The sequence below is a fragment of the Chryseobacterium sp. TB1-D10 genome (genome assembly GCF_059803555.1).
Genome location: NZ_JAPFHB010000015.1, coordinates 13,366 through 32,023 on the forward strand (window position 1 = coordinate 13,366; position 18,658 = coordinate 32,023).

The following is an 18,658-nucleotide window of genomic DNA, read 5'->3' on the forward strand; positions in this document are numbered from 1 at the left end:
TTAGTTTAATCTTTCAGACCAATTGATTTCCTCAGGCAATTCCATATTAGAAAACTCGATGTGGATGACTCTGCGTTTTTGATTGTTGGTAGTTCTTTTTGAGCCGTGAAGAATCAATGGTTTCATAATCATAATTCCGCCTTTGTTTACGGAGCAGATTTCCTCGGTTTCCACATTCCAGTCAATGGTTTCTGGTCGATAGATTTCTTTGCTGTGCGAATTCGGAACGACTTTCAACGCGCCGTTATTCTCATCAGTGTCATCCAAATGGATTCTAATCGTGAAAATATTTTTCAAATAATCAATCGGAGGCTGAACAGCAAATTGATTTTGCTTCGTCGTCCAAGGTCCAAAACCGCTTAAATCCAATTTCTTATCAACCGAAATCGTCAAATCCTGATGATAGGAAACGTACCAATTGGATTTTTCAGGCTTATCAAAATAGATACTTTTCACCACGAAATAATCATTTCCAAAAACTTCATTAATGATTTTCCTGATGTTATCATTAAAGATAAATCGATGACTTTCCGGAACTTCTTTCAAGAATTGCCTAATCGCAAAAAGGTCTTCCGATTTTCTGAAAGTTTCCTTTGACGTATCGATGGAATCAATGACATTAATGATTTGATTGATTTCTTCCTCAGAAAAAACGTCGTTTATGATTGTGTATCCTTTTTGGGAGATTTCAGTTTTATAGTTTTCTAAGTTTTCCATTAATTTTTAATGACAAGTTTTCTAAGGCTATCAACTTTCTTTTTAGGAATAAAATTCCAATATTTTATATCTTTATATTTTCCTATTGTAAAAACTGTTCTATGACTTTTTGAATCAAAATCATATTCTATTTGTGGCGTAAAAACAGCAAGGCTATCTCTTGAAGGTTCGGTTTTCGGTGGATTAACGACCCACTTTTCAATATAATTACGATAATCTAATGTTCCCAATTCATTTAAATTTCCGGTTTCATCTTCTTGATAAAACTTTCGATAGTTAAAAGCTTGTGTTTGATTAAATTTAGTAAATAATACTCCAGTTTCTGGAATTATGAAAACTCTTGTAAAAAAATCGTACTCACGCTTCTCACCTACTTCCTTATCTGTTATTACATAAACTGAACCTTTGAAATTTTTAGGAATAATATACTTTTCAAATGTAACTGCATTTACTATAATTCCAATCGCTATTAGCATAGGCAGAATAGAAATAATTTGTAAGTACCATTTTTTCCTAGAAGATATAATAAAGATTAACCCAACAATAAAAAAGGCAATTGCTAAATATATTAACCAAAATGTTAGAAAACAAAAAAAGCCCAATAGTTGAATTACTAATCCAACTACTAACAGTTCCGTTTTAGACTTTTTTTCCTTAGTTAATGTCATAGAAACATTAATTAATCTTCTTTAAATCCAAATCCTCAAAATCAAAACTAAAATCCGTGACATCAGAGATTGGTTTCATCTTCGCAGAAACGGCTTTTCCATTTTCATCAAAATTCAAAGTGAAGAATACATCGGCGTCGTAACTTCTATCATCCCATTTTACTACAAACGAATTGGCAGAATAAGGAATTAAATCTCCCTTCAGCCTTGGAGAAGATTTACTGATGATTCTGTAGCCTTTTCCAACTTTTGAAACCTCCACAATCCCAAACCATTCATCTTTGTACCAACCGATGAATTGGTCATCTTTCAACTCAGATTTGAACTTCGCTGCTTTGTCAAAAACTTCTTTCTTCTGCTTTGCGTAAAACTCTTCATTTTTCTTATTTCTATCGCCATAGATTTTCAGCCAATCCCGGTTTTCAACTTTTAAATAAGCATCTTTCACGGAGTTTGTAATCGTAGAAAAAGCCGCGCCAGATTGTTGATTGGTCAAAACCACAATTCCTAGTTTCATATCCGGAATCAAGGTGAAATGCGTCACCGTTCCAATCAAACCTCCAGAATGCTGAACCTGCAAATGACCTTTCACATCGCTCAAGAACCAACCCAATCCATAACCGTAAAAATGAGTGTCATAAGGCGAAGTGATTCCCACTTTATCCGGAATCTGAAGACTCCAAAGTTCGTGTGCATTTTTCTCAGAAACCAGTCGTTTTCCGTCTTTGGTCACAAAACCGTTCAAAAGGAAATCTGCCCAAGTCGTCATATCTTTAATATTACTCAAAATTCCACCAGCTGCGTTCGCTGTATCGTTCCAATCGTGGGGAACGGCGATGGTTTTTCCGTCAACCGGAGCGTGGGCATCTATGATATTTTGAGAATTCGCAGCAACTGCTTTTTTATAACTTCCGAAACTCGCCGTCATTCCGACAGGTTTCATAATTCTTTGTTCGATGAAATCTGCCCATTGCAAACCGGAAACTCTGTGAATCACCTCGCCGGCAACGATGAACATAATATTATTGTAGTCCAAAGTCGTTCTGAACGGATTTTCTGGCTTTAAATAACGAACATTGTGAACGATATCATTCACGGTCAAATTGCCGCCTTCCGGAAAAAACATCAAATCACCTTGGCCTAAACCTAATCCGGCTCTGTGCGTTATCAAATCCTTAATCGTAACATTTTGAGAAACGTACAGGTCAGCCATTTGGAATTCCGGAATATATTTGCTGACTTTATCGTCCCAGCTGATTTTGCCTTCGTCAGCCAGAATTGCCAAAGCGGTGCAAGTAAAGCCTTTACTATTAGAAGCAATTCCCACCAACGTATTCTCGTCCATCGGCTGATTATTATTAAGCGAGCGAACGCCAAAACCTTTGGCATAAATCACCTTTCCATCTTTTAAAATCCCGACGGACATTCCCGGAACGTCGAAGGTTTTAAGCGAATTCTGGATCAGTTCGTCGAGTTTTTTTTCGTCGATTTGAGCATTGATAAAGACAAAAGAGAAAAGTAATAAGAAAAAAGATGTGGATTTATACATATTAAAAAAGCTTTGCACGAAGATAAGAAATTGTTAATTCTAATGCTTAAACATCTTCAAAGGTTATTAAACAATATTTCAAACCATATATCAGTAATGAATTTTTACTTTGAACTTTAGTTCTGTATTAATGTACTTTGCTCTTCTGACTGTCTACTTTACTTTTCTGATTATCTACTTCACTCTTCTGACTGTCTACTTCACTCTATTGATCGTCTACTTCACTCTTCTGATCGCCTACTTTACTCTTCTGACTGTCTACTTCACTCTTCTGACTGTCTACTTCACTCTTCTGATTGCCTATCCAAGGACAATTTTTATGTGCTACAAAATAAAATTATCTTTACATCAAATTAAAAAACGAACGATGTCATACTGCGCCGCCATAGAAACAATGCAGCCTAAAGAGCGAAAAGCATTGCATAAAAATTACCACGACAACCATTACGGTTTTCCGATTCATAATGATGATGAACTTTTCGGAAGATTAATCATGGAAATCAACCAAGCGGGACTGAGCTGGGAAACGATTTTGAAAAAAGAAGATTCTTTCCGGAAAGCTTATAGCGGTTTCAGTATAGAAAAAATTGCAGCTTACACGGAAAAAGACCGTGGAAGATTGTTGTCTGATCCCGGAATCATCCGAAATAAATTAAAAGTAAACGCTGCGATTGAAAATGCGAAAACCATTTTGGAATTGAAAAAAGAATTTGGCTCTTTTGAAAAATGGCTGGAACATCACCATCCAAAAACTAAGGAAGACTGGGTAAAATTGTTTAAGAAAACTTTCAAATTTACAGGTGGCGAAATCGTGGGAGAATTCTTGATGAGCATTGGGTTTCTGAAAGGTGCACATTCTGAAAGTTGTAAAATCAATGAGAAGATTTCTGCTACAAATCCGAAATGGAAGGAAAATAAATAGGTAAGAACACTTCTACTCCGCTCAATATGATATCTCTAATGATAATCTTATAAGAATGGATTGTTAGTCTGAGCGGAGTCGAAGACTTTAGCATTGGTTGATTTTTTCAGTCTGAAAAATTCGCCTTAAATTTGTAGAAATCTAAGAAAAGTAAATGGAAAGTAAAAAAGAATTCTTCCTCGAGTGTTACAAACTCGGGATTATCAAGTTTGGGCGTTTCACACTGAAAAGCGGGATTGAAAGTCCATTTTACGTGGATTTGCGTCCACTCGCTTCTGACCCAAAAATCCTGAAAAAACTGGCCAATTATCTTTTGGAAATGCTTCCATTGGATAATTTTGACATCATTTGTGGTGTCCCTTACGCCGCACTTCCGATGGCAACTGCAATGTCATTGGAAAGTTACATTCCGCTTATCATCAAAAGAAAAGAAGCCAAATCTTACGGCACCAAAAAATTGATTGAAGGAATCTTTGAAAAAGGTCAAAACTGTCTTTTGGTTGAGGATGTTATTACTTCCGGAAAATCACTTGTAGAAACCATCGACGAAGTAGAAAATGAAGGCATCAAAGTTTCTGACATCGTTGTAGTTCTTGATAGACAACAAGGCGGAAAAGAGAAATTGGAGGCAAAAGGCTACACAGTTCATTCGCTGTTCAATATTTCTGAAGTGGTAGAAATCTTAAGAGAAGTTAATTATATTGATGAGGAGGAAGTTGCAAGAATTCAGGATTTTGTGAATGGAAACCAAGTTGTTTTCGAAGAGAAAAAACGATTGTCTTACGAGCAAAAATTAGAATCAGCAGAACATTCTTTTGCTAAGAAAATCCTTGAAATTGCCATAGAAAAAAGATCAAACCTGATCGCCTCGGCAGATTTCATTACCACAAAAGAATTACTTGAATTTGCTGATTTTGTTGGCCCTCACATCGTGGCGTTGAAAACGCACATTGATATTCTTAATGATTTCGATGCAGATGAAACAATTCTTCCACTTAAAGATTTGGCTACAAAACATAACTTCCTATTGATGGAAGACCGCAAGTTTGCTGACATCGGAAACACGCAGGAATTACAATTCTCCTACGGAACTTACAAGATTTCCAACTGGGCAGACCTCGTAACTTCCCACGTTATCGGTGGAAGCAAGAGTTTGGATTGCTTTATGAATGTTGGCGTTGTCGCAATTTTGGGAATGTCATCTCAAGGAACATTGACAGATTCTCATTACCGTGAGGAAGCGATGAAAGTGATAGAAAATCATCCAAGCATCATTGGTTGTGTAGCACAGAACGGAATCTCTGACCAGCTTCTACTCTTCACACCTGGCGTCAATCTTGGAGAAACTGGCGATGACAAAGGTCAACAGTACAATTCTCCGAAACACGTGATCAAGAATTACGGAACGGATTTCATCATCGTTGGGCGAGGCATTTACAAATCCGAAGAGCCGGAACAAGAAGCTTTGCGTTATAAAAATGAAGGCTGGAAAGCGTATTTGGAAACGCTATAGTCTATAAAAAAATAATAGAACCCTTTCTAAGTTTCAGACTATGAAAGGGTTTTATTTAATTTAAATTCATAATTCTAAGAATACAACTGTCAGTCTGAGGCTCTCGAAGACACCTAAAAACTTCAAAAATCTTCAGATTTTTTCCTTATAAAAGATTACTGATTCGGAAACTTCCTCTTTGCGAGATTGGGCAATTTTTCCCATTCATCATTTATAATCGCTTCCTTTTTCGCTCTGCTCCAGCCTTTCACTTGCTTTTCAAAAGCAATCGCCTGATTCACATCATCAAACTCAGTATAAAATACAATTTCTACCGGGCGTTTATTATAGGTATAAGAATTCGGGTTTTGTCCATTTTGATGATACAGAAAACGAGTTTCTAAATCATCGGTTACGCCAGTGTAATAGGTGTTGTCGGTACACAACAAAATGTAAACGTAATATCTTTTCATAATTGTGTTTTTCCAAAGTTAATTAAAATTGGAAAAAGCAGAGCTTTTGAGTTTTTATTTGTCTTCCCTTCGACAAGCTCAGGATAAACTACACCTCGGACTGACAATGTTAAGATTGAAAATTGAAACACCAGTCTTGTAAGCTCCAAAATTTATAAGGAAAAAGCTTTGCTTTAAATTTTATATGTCTTCGAGAGCCTCAGACTGACAGTGTTAAGTCTCAGCAAAAAATTTTAACAATCATAACCCACACTTCATCAGAAAAATTTAGTAGTTTTGATAAGTACTGACTGTTCCCGATGAAGCGTTTTTTTTGTGTCTTGGTTTTGTGTTCTTTTAATTTCTGGGTGATGGCTCAGCAAGACAGCATTCGGTTGAATGTCAAACTGAATGACGACCAAAAATCTATTTCCGTACAACAGACGTTGGTTTATCATAATTCGCATCAGAAATCCATCAACCAGATCAAACTTTTGAATTGGGTTGCAGCATATCAGAATAGGAAAACACCGCTTCTCAAAAGAAAAATTGAAGACCGAAAGAGTGATCTCTACTTCGCAAAAGACGATCAATTGGGAAAACTGGAAAGCCTTCAGTATTCTCACAACAATACCACTTCCGAAATACTCAATACAAAACAGGAGAATATTTTCATTCCACTTTCTGAAGCTTTGAAGCCGGGCAAAAGTATTACGATCAATTTAAAATACAAGATCAGACTTCCGGACGCACGCTTTACAGGTTATGGTATTAATACAAATCACATTCTTTTAAAATATTTTTTCCTGGTTCCGGAAACTTTTGAAACCGAAACTCAAGACAATTGTTTCTATCGCGACACTGAGGAAACTGCCAATGCAGGCTCATTTTGGAAAGTGAACTTTGAAATTCCACAAAATTGGAAAATCTATTCTAATTTGATTCAAAATAATGACACAGAGTTTGAAGGAAAATCCATCAATGATCCTGAATTTCAAATCTCAAAAGAAATCTATCCTGAGTTTTCTGTCAATGTTGACGGACAAAATGTAAAAGTTGATTTAGGTTATCAAACCAGTGAATATCAACGCCAAATACTCAGTTCTGTTTTGACAAATCAGTTGAAATTTATCAAAACAAGAACTGGAAATATCCCGCAAAAGCTTTTCATTACTGATAAGTTTATGAAGAAAGAGGAATTTATCGGGATTGATGACATCAAGTTTTGGAAATTCAAATTCCAGATGTTTACGGATTATGAGAAGACGGATTTGGATTATTTCAGTACCATTTCCAAGAAAGTGATGGACGAATATTTCATCAGCAATAAAACCGAAGATCACTGGCTGAAAAATGGTCTGAAGTCTTATCTGGAAATCCAATATCTGAAACAAAATTATCCAAATCATAAGCTGATAGGAAATCTCGCAGATAACGCCAACATATTCGGAATCAAACCTTTGAAAATTTTTCACGCTTCGAAATTGAAGTTAAATGAAAGATATGGACTGGCATATCATTATATTTACACTCAGAATTTGGATCAGAAAATTGATACACCATTTTATCAGCTGAGCAACTTCAATACAACTGCCATCAGCCAATTTGAGACCGGAAGTTTATTAAATTACCTTTCCGAATATCAAGGGTCAGATTCATTTGACACGTTTTTGAAGCAATATTTTTCCGATCATTACCAAAGCAAAGTTTCAGGAGATGATTTCTTAAATAATCTTGAAAACCACTCCAACGGAAAATCTGCTTTCTTAAAAAAAATGATGTCTGAGAAACATCGGATCAATTTTAACCTGAAGAGTTTTGATGAATCTGAGAATAATTATTTGGTTAATATTCATAAAAATAATTCGGAAATCATTCCTTTAAAAATAGAAACCGAAAATAAATCTGACGAAAAATCAACCTATTGGAAAGATGGAAGTCAACTGAAAAATGATAGTGCTTCTGTTCCGGAAAATCAGACCAACAAAATTGTATTAAATGATGATTATATCTTCCCGGAAACCAATTTCAGGGACAATTATATCTACACAAAAGGTCTGTTTTCGAATATGAAAAAGATCCGTTTCAAGCTCATCAAAGACATTCAGAATCCGGAATACAATGAGATCTTCATTACGCCAAGATTGACTTTCAATGCGTACGACAAAGTTCTTTTTGGAATGAATTTCAAAAACCAGGGAATTTTTGACCAGAAATTTGATTATTCGGTAACACCTTACTACAGTTCCGGAACAGGAAAACTGACAGGTTCCGCTGGCGTTGGCTACTCAATTTTACCGCCGGACAGTTTTTTTCGAAGTTGGAATTTCGGTGTTTCCGGATCATATTTTCATTATGACAACGATTTGGCTTATAAAAAATTTGGAGCCTCAACCGCATTGAATTTTAATAAAAATCCCCGAAGCGCAATTGGCAGAAGTCTGTATTTTTCCTACAATTATTACGAGCGGGAGCTGTCGCCGATTCGAATTCTCAATAACGAATATGAGAAATATAACCTTTGGAATCTTGGTTATGCCTACTCGGATAACCGATTGATTCACGAGAAATACATCAGTACAAATGTACAGTGGATGGAGGATTTTCAAAAGATTTCTGCAGAAGCATTTTACCGTTGGGAATTTGCGAAAAACAAAAAAGTCAGTTTCCGTTGGTTTGCTGGTTACTTTATAAAAAATGAAACCAAGAATAGCCTTTTCAATTATGGCATTTCGCGGGTTTCCAATTATTCTTTTTCTTATGGATTGTTGGGACAAAGTGCAACTTCGGGGATTCTTTCTCAACAGTTTATATTGGCAGAAGGCGGTTTCAAATCGTTATTTAACACATCAGTGAATCAATTCATTACAAGCCTTAATGTAGATTCTCATCTTTGGAAATGGTTCAATCTATATGCTGATGCAGGCGTTTATAAAAACAAAGACAGGGCAGCAAAATTCATTTGGGATTCTGGTGTGAAGGTAAAAGTGATTCCGGATTTCCTGGAAGTTTATTTCCCGATTGCCTCCAGTCTAGGCTTCGAACCGTCGTTTAAAGATTATGGCTATCGAATCCGATATACATTGGTTCTCAATCTTGGGGCGTTGATTAATAATTTGAGACGCGGGGTTTTTTAAAAGAAAAAACCACCGAAAACTCAGTGGCTTAAAAAAATATAGAGAATGTGTTATTAGTTTAAATAATTATTTTTCATCTTTTGTATCAAAAATGATATTTTAAATTAAAACCTGTAAAGTAATAAGCCTTCTTAGGGCCAGGGTTAATATCAGTGAACTGCCCTGGATAATTAGAACCAGCATCAGAATCTTTAATATTATTTCCTAAAAATAAAAAAGTGTAGTTCTTTTGGTTGGTAAGATTATTCCCCATGGCAAATACATCTACATCAAATTTTCCAAAAGACTTTTGATAGCCTAATTTTGTATTAAGTAAACAAAAACCTTTGACTAAATTGTTATTGCCAAAATCAGAGTAAACATTACCTAAATAGTTGTAAGTATTATTAAGATACAAACCTAATTTTGTTTGAATATCTAAACCAATTGCATATTTGGTTCTTGGTACACCAACCACAGTTTTATGAGTATAATCTGTTAATTGTCCTCCTACAACAGTTTTAAAATCAGAGTACTTAAAGTCATAATAAGACATATTAAAAAAAGGAATAATTTTATGAATAAAACCTTCTGATGTGTAACGATAGCCTAAACTCATTTCTGCTCCTGTATTTCTTTGGTTACCGGTATTATCCCAATAAGTATAATTGACTTTGCCATTATTTCCTGTTAACTGAGTCAGTTTATTCCTGACATTAATTTGAAATACGGAAACCTGATAGTCAAACTTGGTGTCAAGCAAAAGTCCCTGAACACTAAAATCCCACATTTTAGCTCTTTCGGGCTGTAGATTTTCGTTGAGAATATTGATATTAGTTGCTGAAATAAAGTTATTACCTGCAACAGGAGTATTGTATCCTTCGCTATAACTTAAATTAAATATTTGATTTCCCCATTCTTTCTGCAATGCAAAATGCGGTGTGAAAACAACATTATACTTTTTATTAAAAGATAAATCTTTATTATATTGGTCAGTATTGTTATAAACCATTAATCCTGGTAAGGCAAATAAATCTGTGCGATTATAGCTTGTAGAATTAGCACTCAATCCAACTAATAAAGTTAGACTAAAAGGTTTGTATTTAATTCTATCAACCAAAAAGTAAGTTCCTTGATTATTTTCATATTTGAAATAAGAACCTCTATTTGCTGCGCTTAACTGTAAGGGAATATCTACATTTCCTGTGAATCTATAATTAGAAATTTGTGAGCGAGAAACTTGCATTTCTGCTCCAAAATCCAATGCGTTTTTAAAATCTCCCATTTCATGATTAAGTTGAAAAGTACTTCTAAAACCTACATTTGGATTTGTAGAGGTTTCAAATGCACCTGCTGCAATTCTATCAAAAGAATTTCCAGAGTAAAATAAAGTGGTCATACTTTTAAAATTTTCTGTAATATTAAAAGTATGTCCTAAACCTACTCTTGTAGAATTGAGCTTATTGCCAGCATCTTTTCTGATATAAGCTATATTTCCTTCATCAATTCCTTGTTCGTAAACTGCATAAGGAATTTGACCTGAAACTTTTTCATAAGAATATCCTTGGCTGGCAAACAAGGTAATTTTCTGTTTTGCGTTGAGATTTATTTCACCGTTTAAGTTTACAAAGTTTTTTAAACTAGCTCCGGAAGGCCTATAACCATCACTTTGAATATGTCCGTAATTTACATTTAAAGAATAGTTGTCTCCAGTAGTATTTATTTGTGTTATAGATTGGAAATGTTTGAAAGAACCCACCAAGAGTTTTTCGGTAATACTTGTCCCCTTTTTTTCATCAGTTCTGGTATAGAATCTTACGGCTCCGCCAACTCCTCCGCCATACATTGTAGCAGCAGGGCCTTTGATTACTTCTATATTATTGATGTAGGAAAAATCTATATCATCTAAAATAGTAACACCTTCTGCATTAGTAAGCGGCATATTATTCCAATAGAATTTTACACCCCAATTGTTAAATTTTTGGTCGTTTCCGTAACCTCTTACAACAATTCTTTGCCCACCCAATTGTGTTCTTTTATCCACCTGAATTCCTGCCATTGTAGAAAGAGTTTGATCTATATAAGCAGTATTATTTCTGTTCAGTTCTTCTTCGGAGAGCGTTTCCGCAGATTGAGCGTGTCTTTTAAACTCCGCTCTTTCTTTTTTTACTTTGGTTCTTGCGTTGATTGTAACCTGTTCTATATCTTGCTGTTGGGCATTAGCTGATAATGACGCTAACAGCATCGTAGATATAATATACTTGTTATTCATTTAGTTAATTGTGTGAAGATTATTAAAAATTACATGACTGAGATTGGAAATATGACTACATCTCAAATTCTATAGAATTAAATTTCTTAATCTGAGATGCAGTACATAATTATTGGGGAAACTATTCTGAAATGAAATTATCAGATAGCAATATAGTCTAACATTCTAATTATTTTTTTCTTTCGATAACATCCTGATTATTATCTGTCAATCCTTGTTTCACGATTTTTTTAGAAATTTTCCCCTTTTTGGTTTCTACAATTAAATAATAGACACCATATCCAATACTAGTGAAATCTATTACTCCTTTTTCACTATTAAAAGTAATTGTTTTAACAATATTACCACTACCATTTATTAGCATTGCTTTTTTACCTATTAAGTCATTATCAGTAATATTATAATTTAATTCTGTGGTTACAGGTACTGGATATAATTTAATTTGATCCTTTTCAGAAATATTACTTTCATTTCTTTCTCTTCGTTCTTCTTCTTCATCTTCATCTTCATTATCAAACAAAGGATTATGACCATTAAAGGGGCCGGTAGGCAAAGATTCAGTTTTATTATATGGTCTTACAACTATACTTGGTAATGTAGAATCAATCCTTACTAATGTAGATGAGTTTTTGATATTAGTGCCAGGAGACAAATCAATATAATTTTTAGCTACCAATTCTACATTTGTATTTGTGCCAGTAATATTGAAATCACCTAGAGGAATCGATGTATCTACATTATTACCCATTGTTATATTATCATTTGCCTGGAAGAAATAATTACTTGTATTCGATGTAGTAGTTGCAAGATTTTCGTTTTGAATTTTAATACTATTATCATACACATTTACTTTTCCATTATTGGCAAATCCATTGGTATTGATCCCACTTATTGAAGACAAAAATGTAGTAGCATTAACCGAAACCGGTGTTGTATTATGGGTTTTGTAATAATAATCAGAATAAAAATTAAGATTTGAATTAGTCATTGATAACTTGGTACCAGTGATAAAATCATAATAAGAATCTTTGTAAACATTAATACTAGAATTATTCATAGTAATGTTACCTGTTTCCACGGTACCTGCTTCAAAATTGTTCACTGTAAAATTATTAATTACAACACCATTAGAAACTGAAAATTTAGAATCTCTTGCACAGATTACAAATGATTTTCTGGTAGTATCAGATGAAGAAAGACTACCTCCGCTATAAATTATTTTTGCTCCAGGTTCCAAAATAACATTTCTTGCTGTGACAGCAGAGTTTGTTATATTCAGTGTCATATCATGTTTTACACGTAGATCCCCACAAATGGTTTTGGTAACACCATTCCACGTGGTATTACTCATTATGAGTTCATCATTACAATTTGAAAGAGGGGCGCTCCAGATACCACTTCCTACTGTACCCACAACAACTTCATTAAAATAATCATCAATGAAAATATTGCTAATTATTGATCTTGGCAACCCTGTACCAAAAACCTTCCATTGGTTTGGCGTAACAGTTTTGTCCAGATAAAACAAGCCATAATCTGTCCCAAGAAACAAAATGTCTCTATTCTCATCATACTCAATAGTATTTACAGGATAGTTGCTTGGCGTGTTAACAGGAAGTGCCAGGCTTGCTACATCAGAAAGATTATGTGAAATGTTTTTCCAGGTTTTACCATAGTCTGTGCTCTCATATACCTTCTGATTTATTAAACCTGCTGCACCAAATGTCACCCACATTTTATTAGGATTATAGTCATCTAAATCCACCCAACTCAAAGGTTGAGAAACGGTATTGGTGACGTCAGCTTTTCCAGGATCCGCATTTTTGATATTTTGACCAATATCTTCCCAGCTTAATCCTTGGTCATTAGAAAAAAACAAATTGGTTTTGTATGGAAAATCATTCGGATAACTAGGATTACCATAATGCAATACAGGCAACATTATATTTTTGTTACTGTTAAGAGCAATTTTAGGTATGATTGAGACATTATATGTTGTCTGAAAATTACTGGGAAAAATATTCGTACCAACACCATTCGAATAATTAGAGAAAAAAACACGATTTTCGTAATCCGGACGATAATTTATATTATAATCCAAAGGGTCTTCTCTCATTTCATCTATATGGAATGAATGGTTATTCTTCGTAGCACCATCATTATCAGAATACAAGCCATTAGAAAAATAAATTCTTCCGCTATGAGGACTTGTATATACTAAACCTTCCCCTGTTTTTGTAAAATAGGTTTGGTTGATAGAAACACCAGTTGGTAAGGTTGAGGGATTAGAATTAAAAAAAATATTCCTGTACCAACCATCATCTTGTGTGCCAATGTCATAAGCTCTTTTTGTAGGGTCAGAATAATACCCCATATTGTCAATAATATGAGCCACCATATTTCCTGTAATATTCACCCAGGTAATACCATCATCCGAGCTTAGGGCAACGCCGCCATCATTACCAACAACTAAATAATTTTTATTATTATATGATGTAAATGCCATAGATCTTTGATCTACATGCGTCTTGGAATAAACAGCATAATAAGCTGGATTAGATGATGTGAGGCAACTAATATTGCTAAAGGATGTAATTTTATACATTTCTGGCATTCCCAACAGGTAAAGACTATTACTATTTGTCCTAATATTATAGTTACTTGTTGAAAGATTATTATTTAAATTAAAATTTAACCAATCTGTGCTTTTAAATACATAACAAGTAGAATTAACTCTCATGGCGACGTACAAAGTATTGGTTGCTTGATCTATATCAATAGAAAACCCAGAACAATTTGTAGCATTAACTTGTGATTTAAAAAATGTTTCTACCTCTTGCCACGTATTACCTCCATTAGTAGATTTGTAAATTTTCTTCTTCGTATCAATACCAGATCCTGCTACCCAAACTTCTGAAGGGTTTTGTGGATTTACCACTACTTGCTCTAAACTTATCTCCAATTTAGGAAAGTCATTTATAATATTTGCACCAACTTTTGCCCAGGTATTTCCGTAATCGGTAGATTTATAAACATTATTGACTGAAGCTGCATACATAATACCTGTGGAGGTAGGTTCTGTGAAATCTGTACAATAAAATCCTTTCTCTTGGTCCTCCATAACCGGCACCGTCCAGTTTGCTCCTCCATCGGTTGATTTAATAACCCCTAAACCATAGAGATTCCTAATTTGATTATGTGTATTGGAGTAATGGCGATTACCAAACCAAAAATGCACACCGGAAGAAGCGTAGATGACATTATTTTTCTTGATGATTTTTCTTACCGTTTGTGCAGGTATATTACTGGTAATTTTATTCCAAACCACACCACCGGCCTGCGTAGAACCATCTATAGCATTATATGACTCGTAGATTCCACCAGCAAATGGACCTATCATCATGTGATTAGGATTTGAAGGATCTACCCAAATAGATTGAATGTTCCCATTACCAATATTACCAATTGCACGATCATTGTATTGATCATCCCAATTCAAATTAAATGGGTTTGTGGGCCAATTTTGGTTGCCAAGCTTTGTCCAATTCTGGGATTTAATCAGATTTGGTAAAACAGATAGAATAAAACAAAAAATAAGTATTTTTCTCATATTTTTATTTTTTATTGTTTGACTCCAGCTGCTCTATTCTTTTATTCTGTTCTGATATTTGTTTGTTCTGTTCTATAAGGTGCAATGTAAGCTCCTCTACTTTTTTAAGAAGAAGAATATTCATTTCTTTTAACTCAATCCCATTTTGGATAGCTTCTTCTGTAGATGGCACTTCCGGTAAATGTCCATTTGTATTAATGTAATTTTCTACTTCTTTTAGGGGCATCAGCTTGTAATCTTTTGCAAACACATAATCTGCCCAGCCATTATCTGCGGCTATGTCTACTTTTACTTTCTCTGTTTTGATACCATCTTTTACAAATAATCTGTATTCGTTGCAATCTAAACAAGTTGGAGTTTGTGTTAATCCTACGGATACTTTGCCCCCATCTTGCATCAAAAATAGATTTTCGCTGTCTTCTGTTGTATCGACTCTTAAATATAGTTTTCTAGTTACTTGATTTAAATTTCTGCTAATTGTGAAAGCATTTGTGCTTACAGGCGCATGAAAAAACATCTCACCAGTATAAAATGTAAAATTTCCACTGCTTGAGATTAAAAACCTGTTCAAGTTATTCGTTTTGAATATCAAAGCTCTCGCATCAGTTGTACCAATAAAATTGAGTCCTGTCGTACCAGCATTACCTGTTAAAGACCAGTTCTGTGCATTAGCAATCCCTGCAAGTGCTAAAAAGCTTAGTAAAAATAGTTTTTTCATAGTTTAAAATTTTTAAATAGTTAATTTTTTATAAATTGTTTTGTATAGGTTTGGTTATCATTGGTTATTGTTTTTACCCTATATGTTCCTTTAGTTAGTCGGCTTACGTCTACTTCGATTGTGTTATTAAAATTGTTTTTGTTTATTATTTCCTTTCCGGTGGAGTCAAAGATTATTATTTTCTTTAGCATTCCTTTATTGAGAGACAGCTTCACGAAATGGTCTACCGGATTTTTTTCGATTATCAAATGCTGTTGCCGCTGTTTAGGGTTTTGTAGTTTAGAGGATTCATTTTCCTTTCCACCGCCTTTTTTTGTTCCTATAGTAGTACCTCCGGTATCAGGATCCGTACACGACGAACAGTGATCTGTGGGTAAAATCACAATACCATAGCCTTGGGATGGCATTATCAAAATCTGTTCAGATGCGGAGATGCTACCCTTTACGTGGGTGTCTATAGAACTTGTAAAAATCAAAATATTATCTTCACAGGAATAGCCGGCAGATATGGGATTATTTTCTACGTAAGTATATGTTGTTGATTGTGCTTTGAAAAAAGGAAACAAAAATAACATTACGACAGAGAGATTTGTTTTCATAATAGCTTTTATTATCTTTAGCAAAGATATTGGCGCATAAAAAAAAATTCATCACATAATGCCGTGATTTTTTAATGAAAAAAACACTTTTAATCTTCTTGATTGCTTTTAATTATGTTTTTATCTCAGCCCAGCAAAGAATAGAAAAGTTGGATCAGCTTCTGGATAAATTCACCTCAGTTATTTATAAAAATACAGACTCCGCCTATTACTTTTGTAAACAAGCCGATGATCTCAATAAAAAAATAGGGAATGACTATTACGGAGCACGATGCCTTTTTTCATACGCGCTTTACTACTATAATATCGGTAATAATTTAAAAGCTGGAGAATACGATAATAAAGCATTGGTACTTGCAAAAAAAACAAATAACACAGATGCTTTTTATCGCATTTATAATTTAAAAGGAGTCATTTTTTTTGAGGCAGGGGAATATGATAAAGCTTTTAATGAATTTCAGAAAACACAATATTACCTAAAGAAAAAACCTGATTATAAATATTTCGGAATTTCATACTTGAATTTAGGCAATCTTTTTATGGCCAAAGGTGACACAGTCTCTGGCATAAAAAATTACCATCGGACTGCTAAATACTCTATTTTGGCAAAAGATACAGCCAGGCTGTTAAGCTCATATTTTCTTATTGCGAATGCAGTTAAAAACAAAGACTTTCAGAAAGCTCATAACTATTATGAAAAGGCTTTTCATCTGGCCAAATTAACCAATGACAAGCAGGAACAATTCAACATCAGATTTAATCAAAGCGGTAACTATCTGGATTCTAAAAATATCGACAGAAACGAAAAAGCATTATTTTACTTACGAAAAGCAGAAAAAATCCTTAAGCAATTGGGTGATAAGAGCCTGTACTTCTATATCAACTTCAATTACGGTGCTTATTATATGAATAAAAATGAGGGTGATAATGCTATCAGATATTACGAATTAGCCTATAAAGAATACGATCCCGAAAGAATACCAATAAATCAAAAATTAGATATTCTGAAAAACCTCATCAATATTTATAAAAAAGATCATAACTACCAAAAGTCTTACGAATATCAAAGTCAGTTTTACAAACTAAAAGACAGCCTTTTTACCATAGAAAAAGAAAAAAACTACAATCAGTTGCTCGCAAAGTACGAAGTAGAGAAAAAAAACAGTCAGATCCAATTGCTAAGCAAAGAAAATGAACTGCAAAAAGTACGTAAAACAAGAATGTACTTTGTACTTGGATTGATCATTTTTTTATTGCTCCTTGGTTTTTTCTTCTATAAAAATAAGTTAAAATCTGAACAGAAACTCATCATCAAACAGCAGGAGCTCAACCGTACCAAAGATGTTTTAGAAGGACAAAGTAAAGAACGAAACCGCCTTGCCAAAGAACTTCACGATGGTGTTTCAGGCAGTCTGGTCGGTATCAATTTTATGTTGGCCAAAGAGAATGATCTTACACAAAATCACAATATTTCTACAATTCAAAATCATATCAATACCCTGTATAATGAAATAAGAGAAATATCGCACAATCTCAGCAACAACTTTTTGGCAGAGAAGACATTTTATCAGCTATTGCAGCATTTGACGAAACAGGACGAAGAAAAAGGGAACTTTGTAACACATATTTTATTTTTCCCCGAAAATGCTTTGGATCATATTAATGAAGAGCTGAAAACTAATTTATACAGGATTATTCAGGAATTATTTACCAATATCCGCAAACATGCCCGCGCTAGTAGGGTTCAGATTAATGTAACCCAAAATAAAGATACTGTATGCCTGATGATCGAAGACAACGGAAAAGGCTTTGGCAAAAACAGGACCGAAGGAATAGGACTCAAGAATATCCGCGAACGACTTGGTATCCTGAATGCCACTATAGAAATTGATTCCTTCCCAAACAATGGAACTACTGTAACCATAACTTTCAGGATATGATAAATATAGGGATTGTAGATGACCATCAATTATTCCTGGACGGGATCAATTCTATCCTTTCCAAGGAAAACTTCAACATTGCTTTTACTGTAGATAATGGTAAAGAGGCGTTAGTGCAAATCCAAAAAAGACCCATCGATATTTTGATTACCGATATATCCATGCCTGAAATGAATGGACTGGAATTGATACATCATGTCAAAGAAAATTTTCCGCATATTAAAATAATTGTGATGAGCAGCTTTCGGGATTTGGGAAACAGACATACTATTGATGCTTATTTGCTTAAAAATACGACTAAAGAAAAACTGATAGAAGTAATTAATGATCTTTACAATAAAAACGAAAAATATTACTATTCACAAGCAATAGATTTTCAGGATATACTTATCAAAAAAAATATTTTAAGTCCGCGAGAAAAAGAAATTGTAATAGCAATCGGCAAAGGATATTCCAGTTCCGAAATTTCTAATAAACTTTGCATAAGTATTAATACAGTGGAGACACACCGCAAAAATATTTTTTTTAAATTAAATGTGACTAATACAGCGCAATTGGTATCCATCGCCATCAAGCTGGGTATTATTAATTAGTATCAGGAAA

General features: G+C 34.1%; 13 protein-coding genes. 5 read left to right on the forward strand and 8 right to left on the reverse strand.

Going from position 1 to position 18,658, the window contains the following annotated elements; all coding sequences use genetic code 11:
• Genes OPU68_RS16825 through OPU68_RS16835 form a run of 3 tightly spaced genes read right to left on the reverse strand, consistent with a single transcriptional unit; the run spans nt 1 to nt 2,934 of the window.
• Nucleotides 1-717, reverse strand: a complete 717-nt coding sequence (locus tag OPU68_RS16825; protein ID WP_498475110.1) for a phytanoyl-CoA dioxygenase family protein — start codon at nt 715-717, stop codon at nt 1-3.
• Complete coding sequence (locus OPU68_RS16830; RefSeq protein WP_498475111.1) at nt 717-1,385, reverse strand: DUF6843 domain-containing protein; 669 nt, start codon at nt 1,383-1,385, stop codon at nt 717-719. Before OPU68_RS16830 ends, OPU68_RS16825 begins: the two co-directional genes overlap by 1 nt.
• Nucleotides 1,386-1,392: 7 nt before the next feature.
• Nucleotides 1,393-2,934, reverse strand: coding sequence for a serine hydrolase (locus OPU68_RS16835; protein WP_498475112.1), 1,542 nt, complete (start codon nt 2,932-2,934; stop codon nt 1,393-1,395).
• A 367-nt stretch (nt 2,935-3,301) separates the two neighbouring features.
• Here OPU68_RS16835 and OPU68_RS16840 point away from each other — a divergent pair, with 367 nt between their 5' ends.
• Nucleotides 3,302-3,856: a DNA-3-methyladenine glycosylase I gene (locus OPU68_RS16840; RefSeq protein WP_498475113.1), complete on the forward strand. Its 555-nt coding sequence runs from the start codon at nt 3,302-3,304 to the stop codon at nt 3,854-3,856.
• A gap of 154 nt (nt 3,857-4,010) precedes the next feature.
• On the forward strand, nt 4,011-5,369 hold the full coding sequence (gene pyrF / locus OPU68_RS16845; protein ID WP_498475114.1) for an orotidine-5'-phosphate decarboxylase: 1,359 nt from the start codon (nt 4,011-4,013) through the stop codon (nt 5,367-5,369).
• 155 nt (nt 5,370-5,524) lie between these two features.
• On the opposite strand, the gene OPU68_RS16850 is transcribed toward pyrF, so the two are convergent.
• Nucleotides 5,525-5,821: a GIY-YIG nuclease family protein gene (locus tag OPU68_RS16850; RefSeq protein WP_498475115.1), complete on the reverse strand. Its 297-nt coding sequence runs from the start codon at nt 5,819-5,821 to the stop codon at nt 5,525-5,527.
• A 350-nt stretch (nt 5,822-6,171) separates the two neighbouring features.
• On the opposite strand from OPU68_RS16850, the gene OPU68_RS16855 reads away from it, so the two are divergent.
• Nucleotides 6,172-8,937 carry an aminopeptidase gene (locus OPU68_RS16855; RefSeq protein WP_498475116.1) on the forward strand — a complete coding sequence of 922 codons (2,766 nt, stop codon included), beginning with the start codon at nt 6,172-6,174 and terminating at the stop codon, nt 8,935-8,937.
• An 85-nt stretch (nt 8,938-9,022) separates the two neighbouring features.
• On the opposite strand, the gene OPU68_RS16860 is transcribed toward OPU68_RS16855, so the two are convergent.
• From OPU68_RS16860 to OPU68_RS16875, 4 genes are all read right to left on the reverse strand, one after another.
• Nucleotides 9,023-11,188, reverse strand: coding sequence for a TonB-dependent receptor (locus OPU68_RS16860; RefSeq protein ID WP_498475117.1), 2,166 nt, complete (start codon nt 11,186-11,188; stop codon nt 9,023-9,025).
• A gap of 169 nt (nt 11,189-11,357) precedes the next feature.
• Nucleotides 11,358-14,798, reverse strand: coding sequence for a T9SS type A sorting domain-containing protein (locus tag OPU68_RS16865; RefSeq protein ID WP_498475118.1), 3,441 nt, complete (start codon nt 14,796-14,798; stop codon nt 11,358-11,360).
• Between the two features lie 4 nt (nt 14,799-14,802).
• Nucleotides 14,803-15,516, reverse strand: coding sequence for a hypothetical protein (locus tag OPU68_RS16870; protein WP_498475119.1), 714 nt, complete (start codon nt 15,514-15,516; stop codon nt 14,803-14,805).
• A gap of 20 nt (nt 15,517-15,536) precedes the next feature.
• Nucleotides 15,537-16,115 (reverse strand): T9SS type A sorting domain-containing protein, encoded by a 579-nt coding sequence (locus OPU68_RS16875; RefSeq protein WP_498475120.1) that lies wholly within the window; start codon nt 16,113-16,115, stop codon nt 15,537-15,539.
• A gap of 74 nt (nt 16,116-16,189) precedes the next feature.
• Here OPU68_RS16875 and OPU68_RS16880 point away from each other — a divergent pair, with 74 nt between their 5' ends.
• Both OPU68_RS16880 and OPU68_RS16885 read left to right on the forward strand, forming a co-directional pair.
• Nucleotides 16,190-18,055 (forward strand): tetratricopeptide repeat-containing sensor histidine kinase, encoded by a 1,866-nt coding sequence (locus OPU68_RS16880; RefSeq protein WP_498475121.1) that lies wholly within the window; start codon nt 16,190-16,192, stop codon nt 18,053-18,055.
• Nucleotides 18,052-18,648 (forward strand): response regulator, encoded by a 597-nt coding sequence (locus OPU68_RS16885; protein WP_498475122.1) that lies wholly within the window; start codon nt 18,052-18,054, stop codon nt 18,646-18,648. Before OPU68_RS16880 ends, OPU68_RS16885 begins: the two co-directional genes overlap by 4 nt.
• Nucleotides 18,649-18,658: the final 10 nt, after the last annotated feature.

Excerpts from the sequence above, each read along its gene's own strand:
- OPU68_RS16835 (WP_498475112.1), bottom strand. The coding sequence starts at position 2,934 with ATGTATAAATCCACATCTTTTTTCTTATTACTTTTCTCTTTTGTCTTT.
- OPU68_RS16840 (WP_498475113.1), top strand. The coding sequence starts at position 3,302 with ATGTCATACTGCGCCGCCATAGAAACAATGCAGCCTAAAGAGCGAAAA.
- OPU68_RS16825 (WP_498475110.1), bottom strand. The coding sequence starts at position 717 with ATGGAAAACTTAGAAAACTATAAAACTGAAATCTCCCAAAAAGGATAC.
- pyrF (WP_498475114.1), top strand. The coding sequence starts at position 4,011 with ATGGAAAGTAAAAAAGAATTCTTCCTCGAGTGTTACAAACTCGGGATT.
- OPU68_RS16870 (WP_498475119.1), bottom strand. The coding sequence starts at position 15,516 with ATGAAAAAACTATTTTTACTAAGCTTTTTAGCACTTGCAGGGATTGCT.
- OPU68_RS16865 (WP_498475118.1), bottom strand. The coding sequence starts at position 14,798 with ATGAGAAAAATACTTATTTTTTGTTTTATTCTATCTGTTTTACCAAAT.
- OPU68_RS16860 (WP_498475117.1), bottom strand. The coding sequence starts at position 11,188 with ATGAATAACAAGTATATTATATCTACGATGCTGTTAGCGTCATTATCA.
- OPU68_RS16850 (WP_498475115.1), bottom strand. The coding sequence starts at position 5,821 with ATGAAAAGATATTACGTTTACATTTTGTTGTGTACCGACAACACCTAT.
- OPU68_RS16885 (WP_498475122.1), top strand. The coding sequence starts at position 18,052 with ATGATAAATATAGGGATTGTAGATGACCATCAATTATTCCTGGACGGG.
- OPU68_RS16830 (WP_498475111.1), bottom strand. The coding sequence starts at position 1,385 with ATGACATTAACTAAGGAAAAAAAGTCTAAAACGGAACTGTTAGTAGTT.
- OPU68_RS16880 (WP_498475121.1), top strand. The coding sequence starts at position 16,190 with ATGAAAAAAACACTTTTAATCTTCTTGATTGCTTTTAATTATGTTTTT.
- OPU68_RS16855 (WP_498475116.1), top strand. The coding sequence starts at position 6,172 with ATGGCTCAGCAAGACAGCATTCGGTTGAATGTCAAACTGAATGACGAC.
- OPU68_RS16875 (WP_498475120.1), bottom strand. The coding sequence starts at position 16,115 with ATGAAAACAAATCTCTCTGTCGTAATGTTATTTTTGTTTCCTTTTTTC.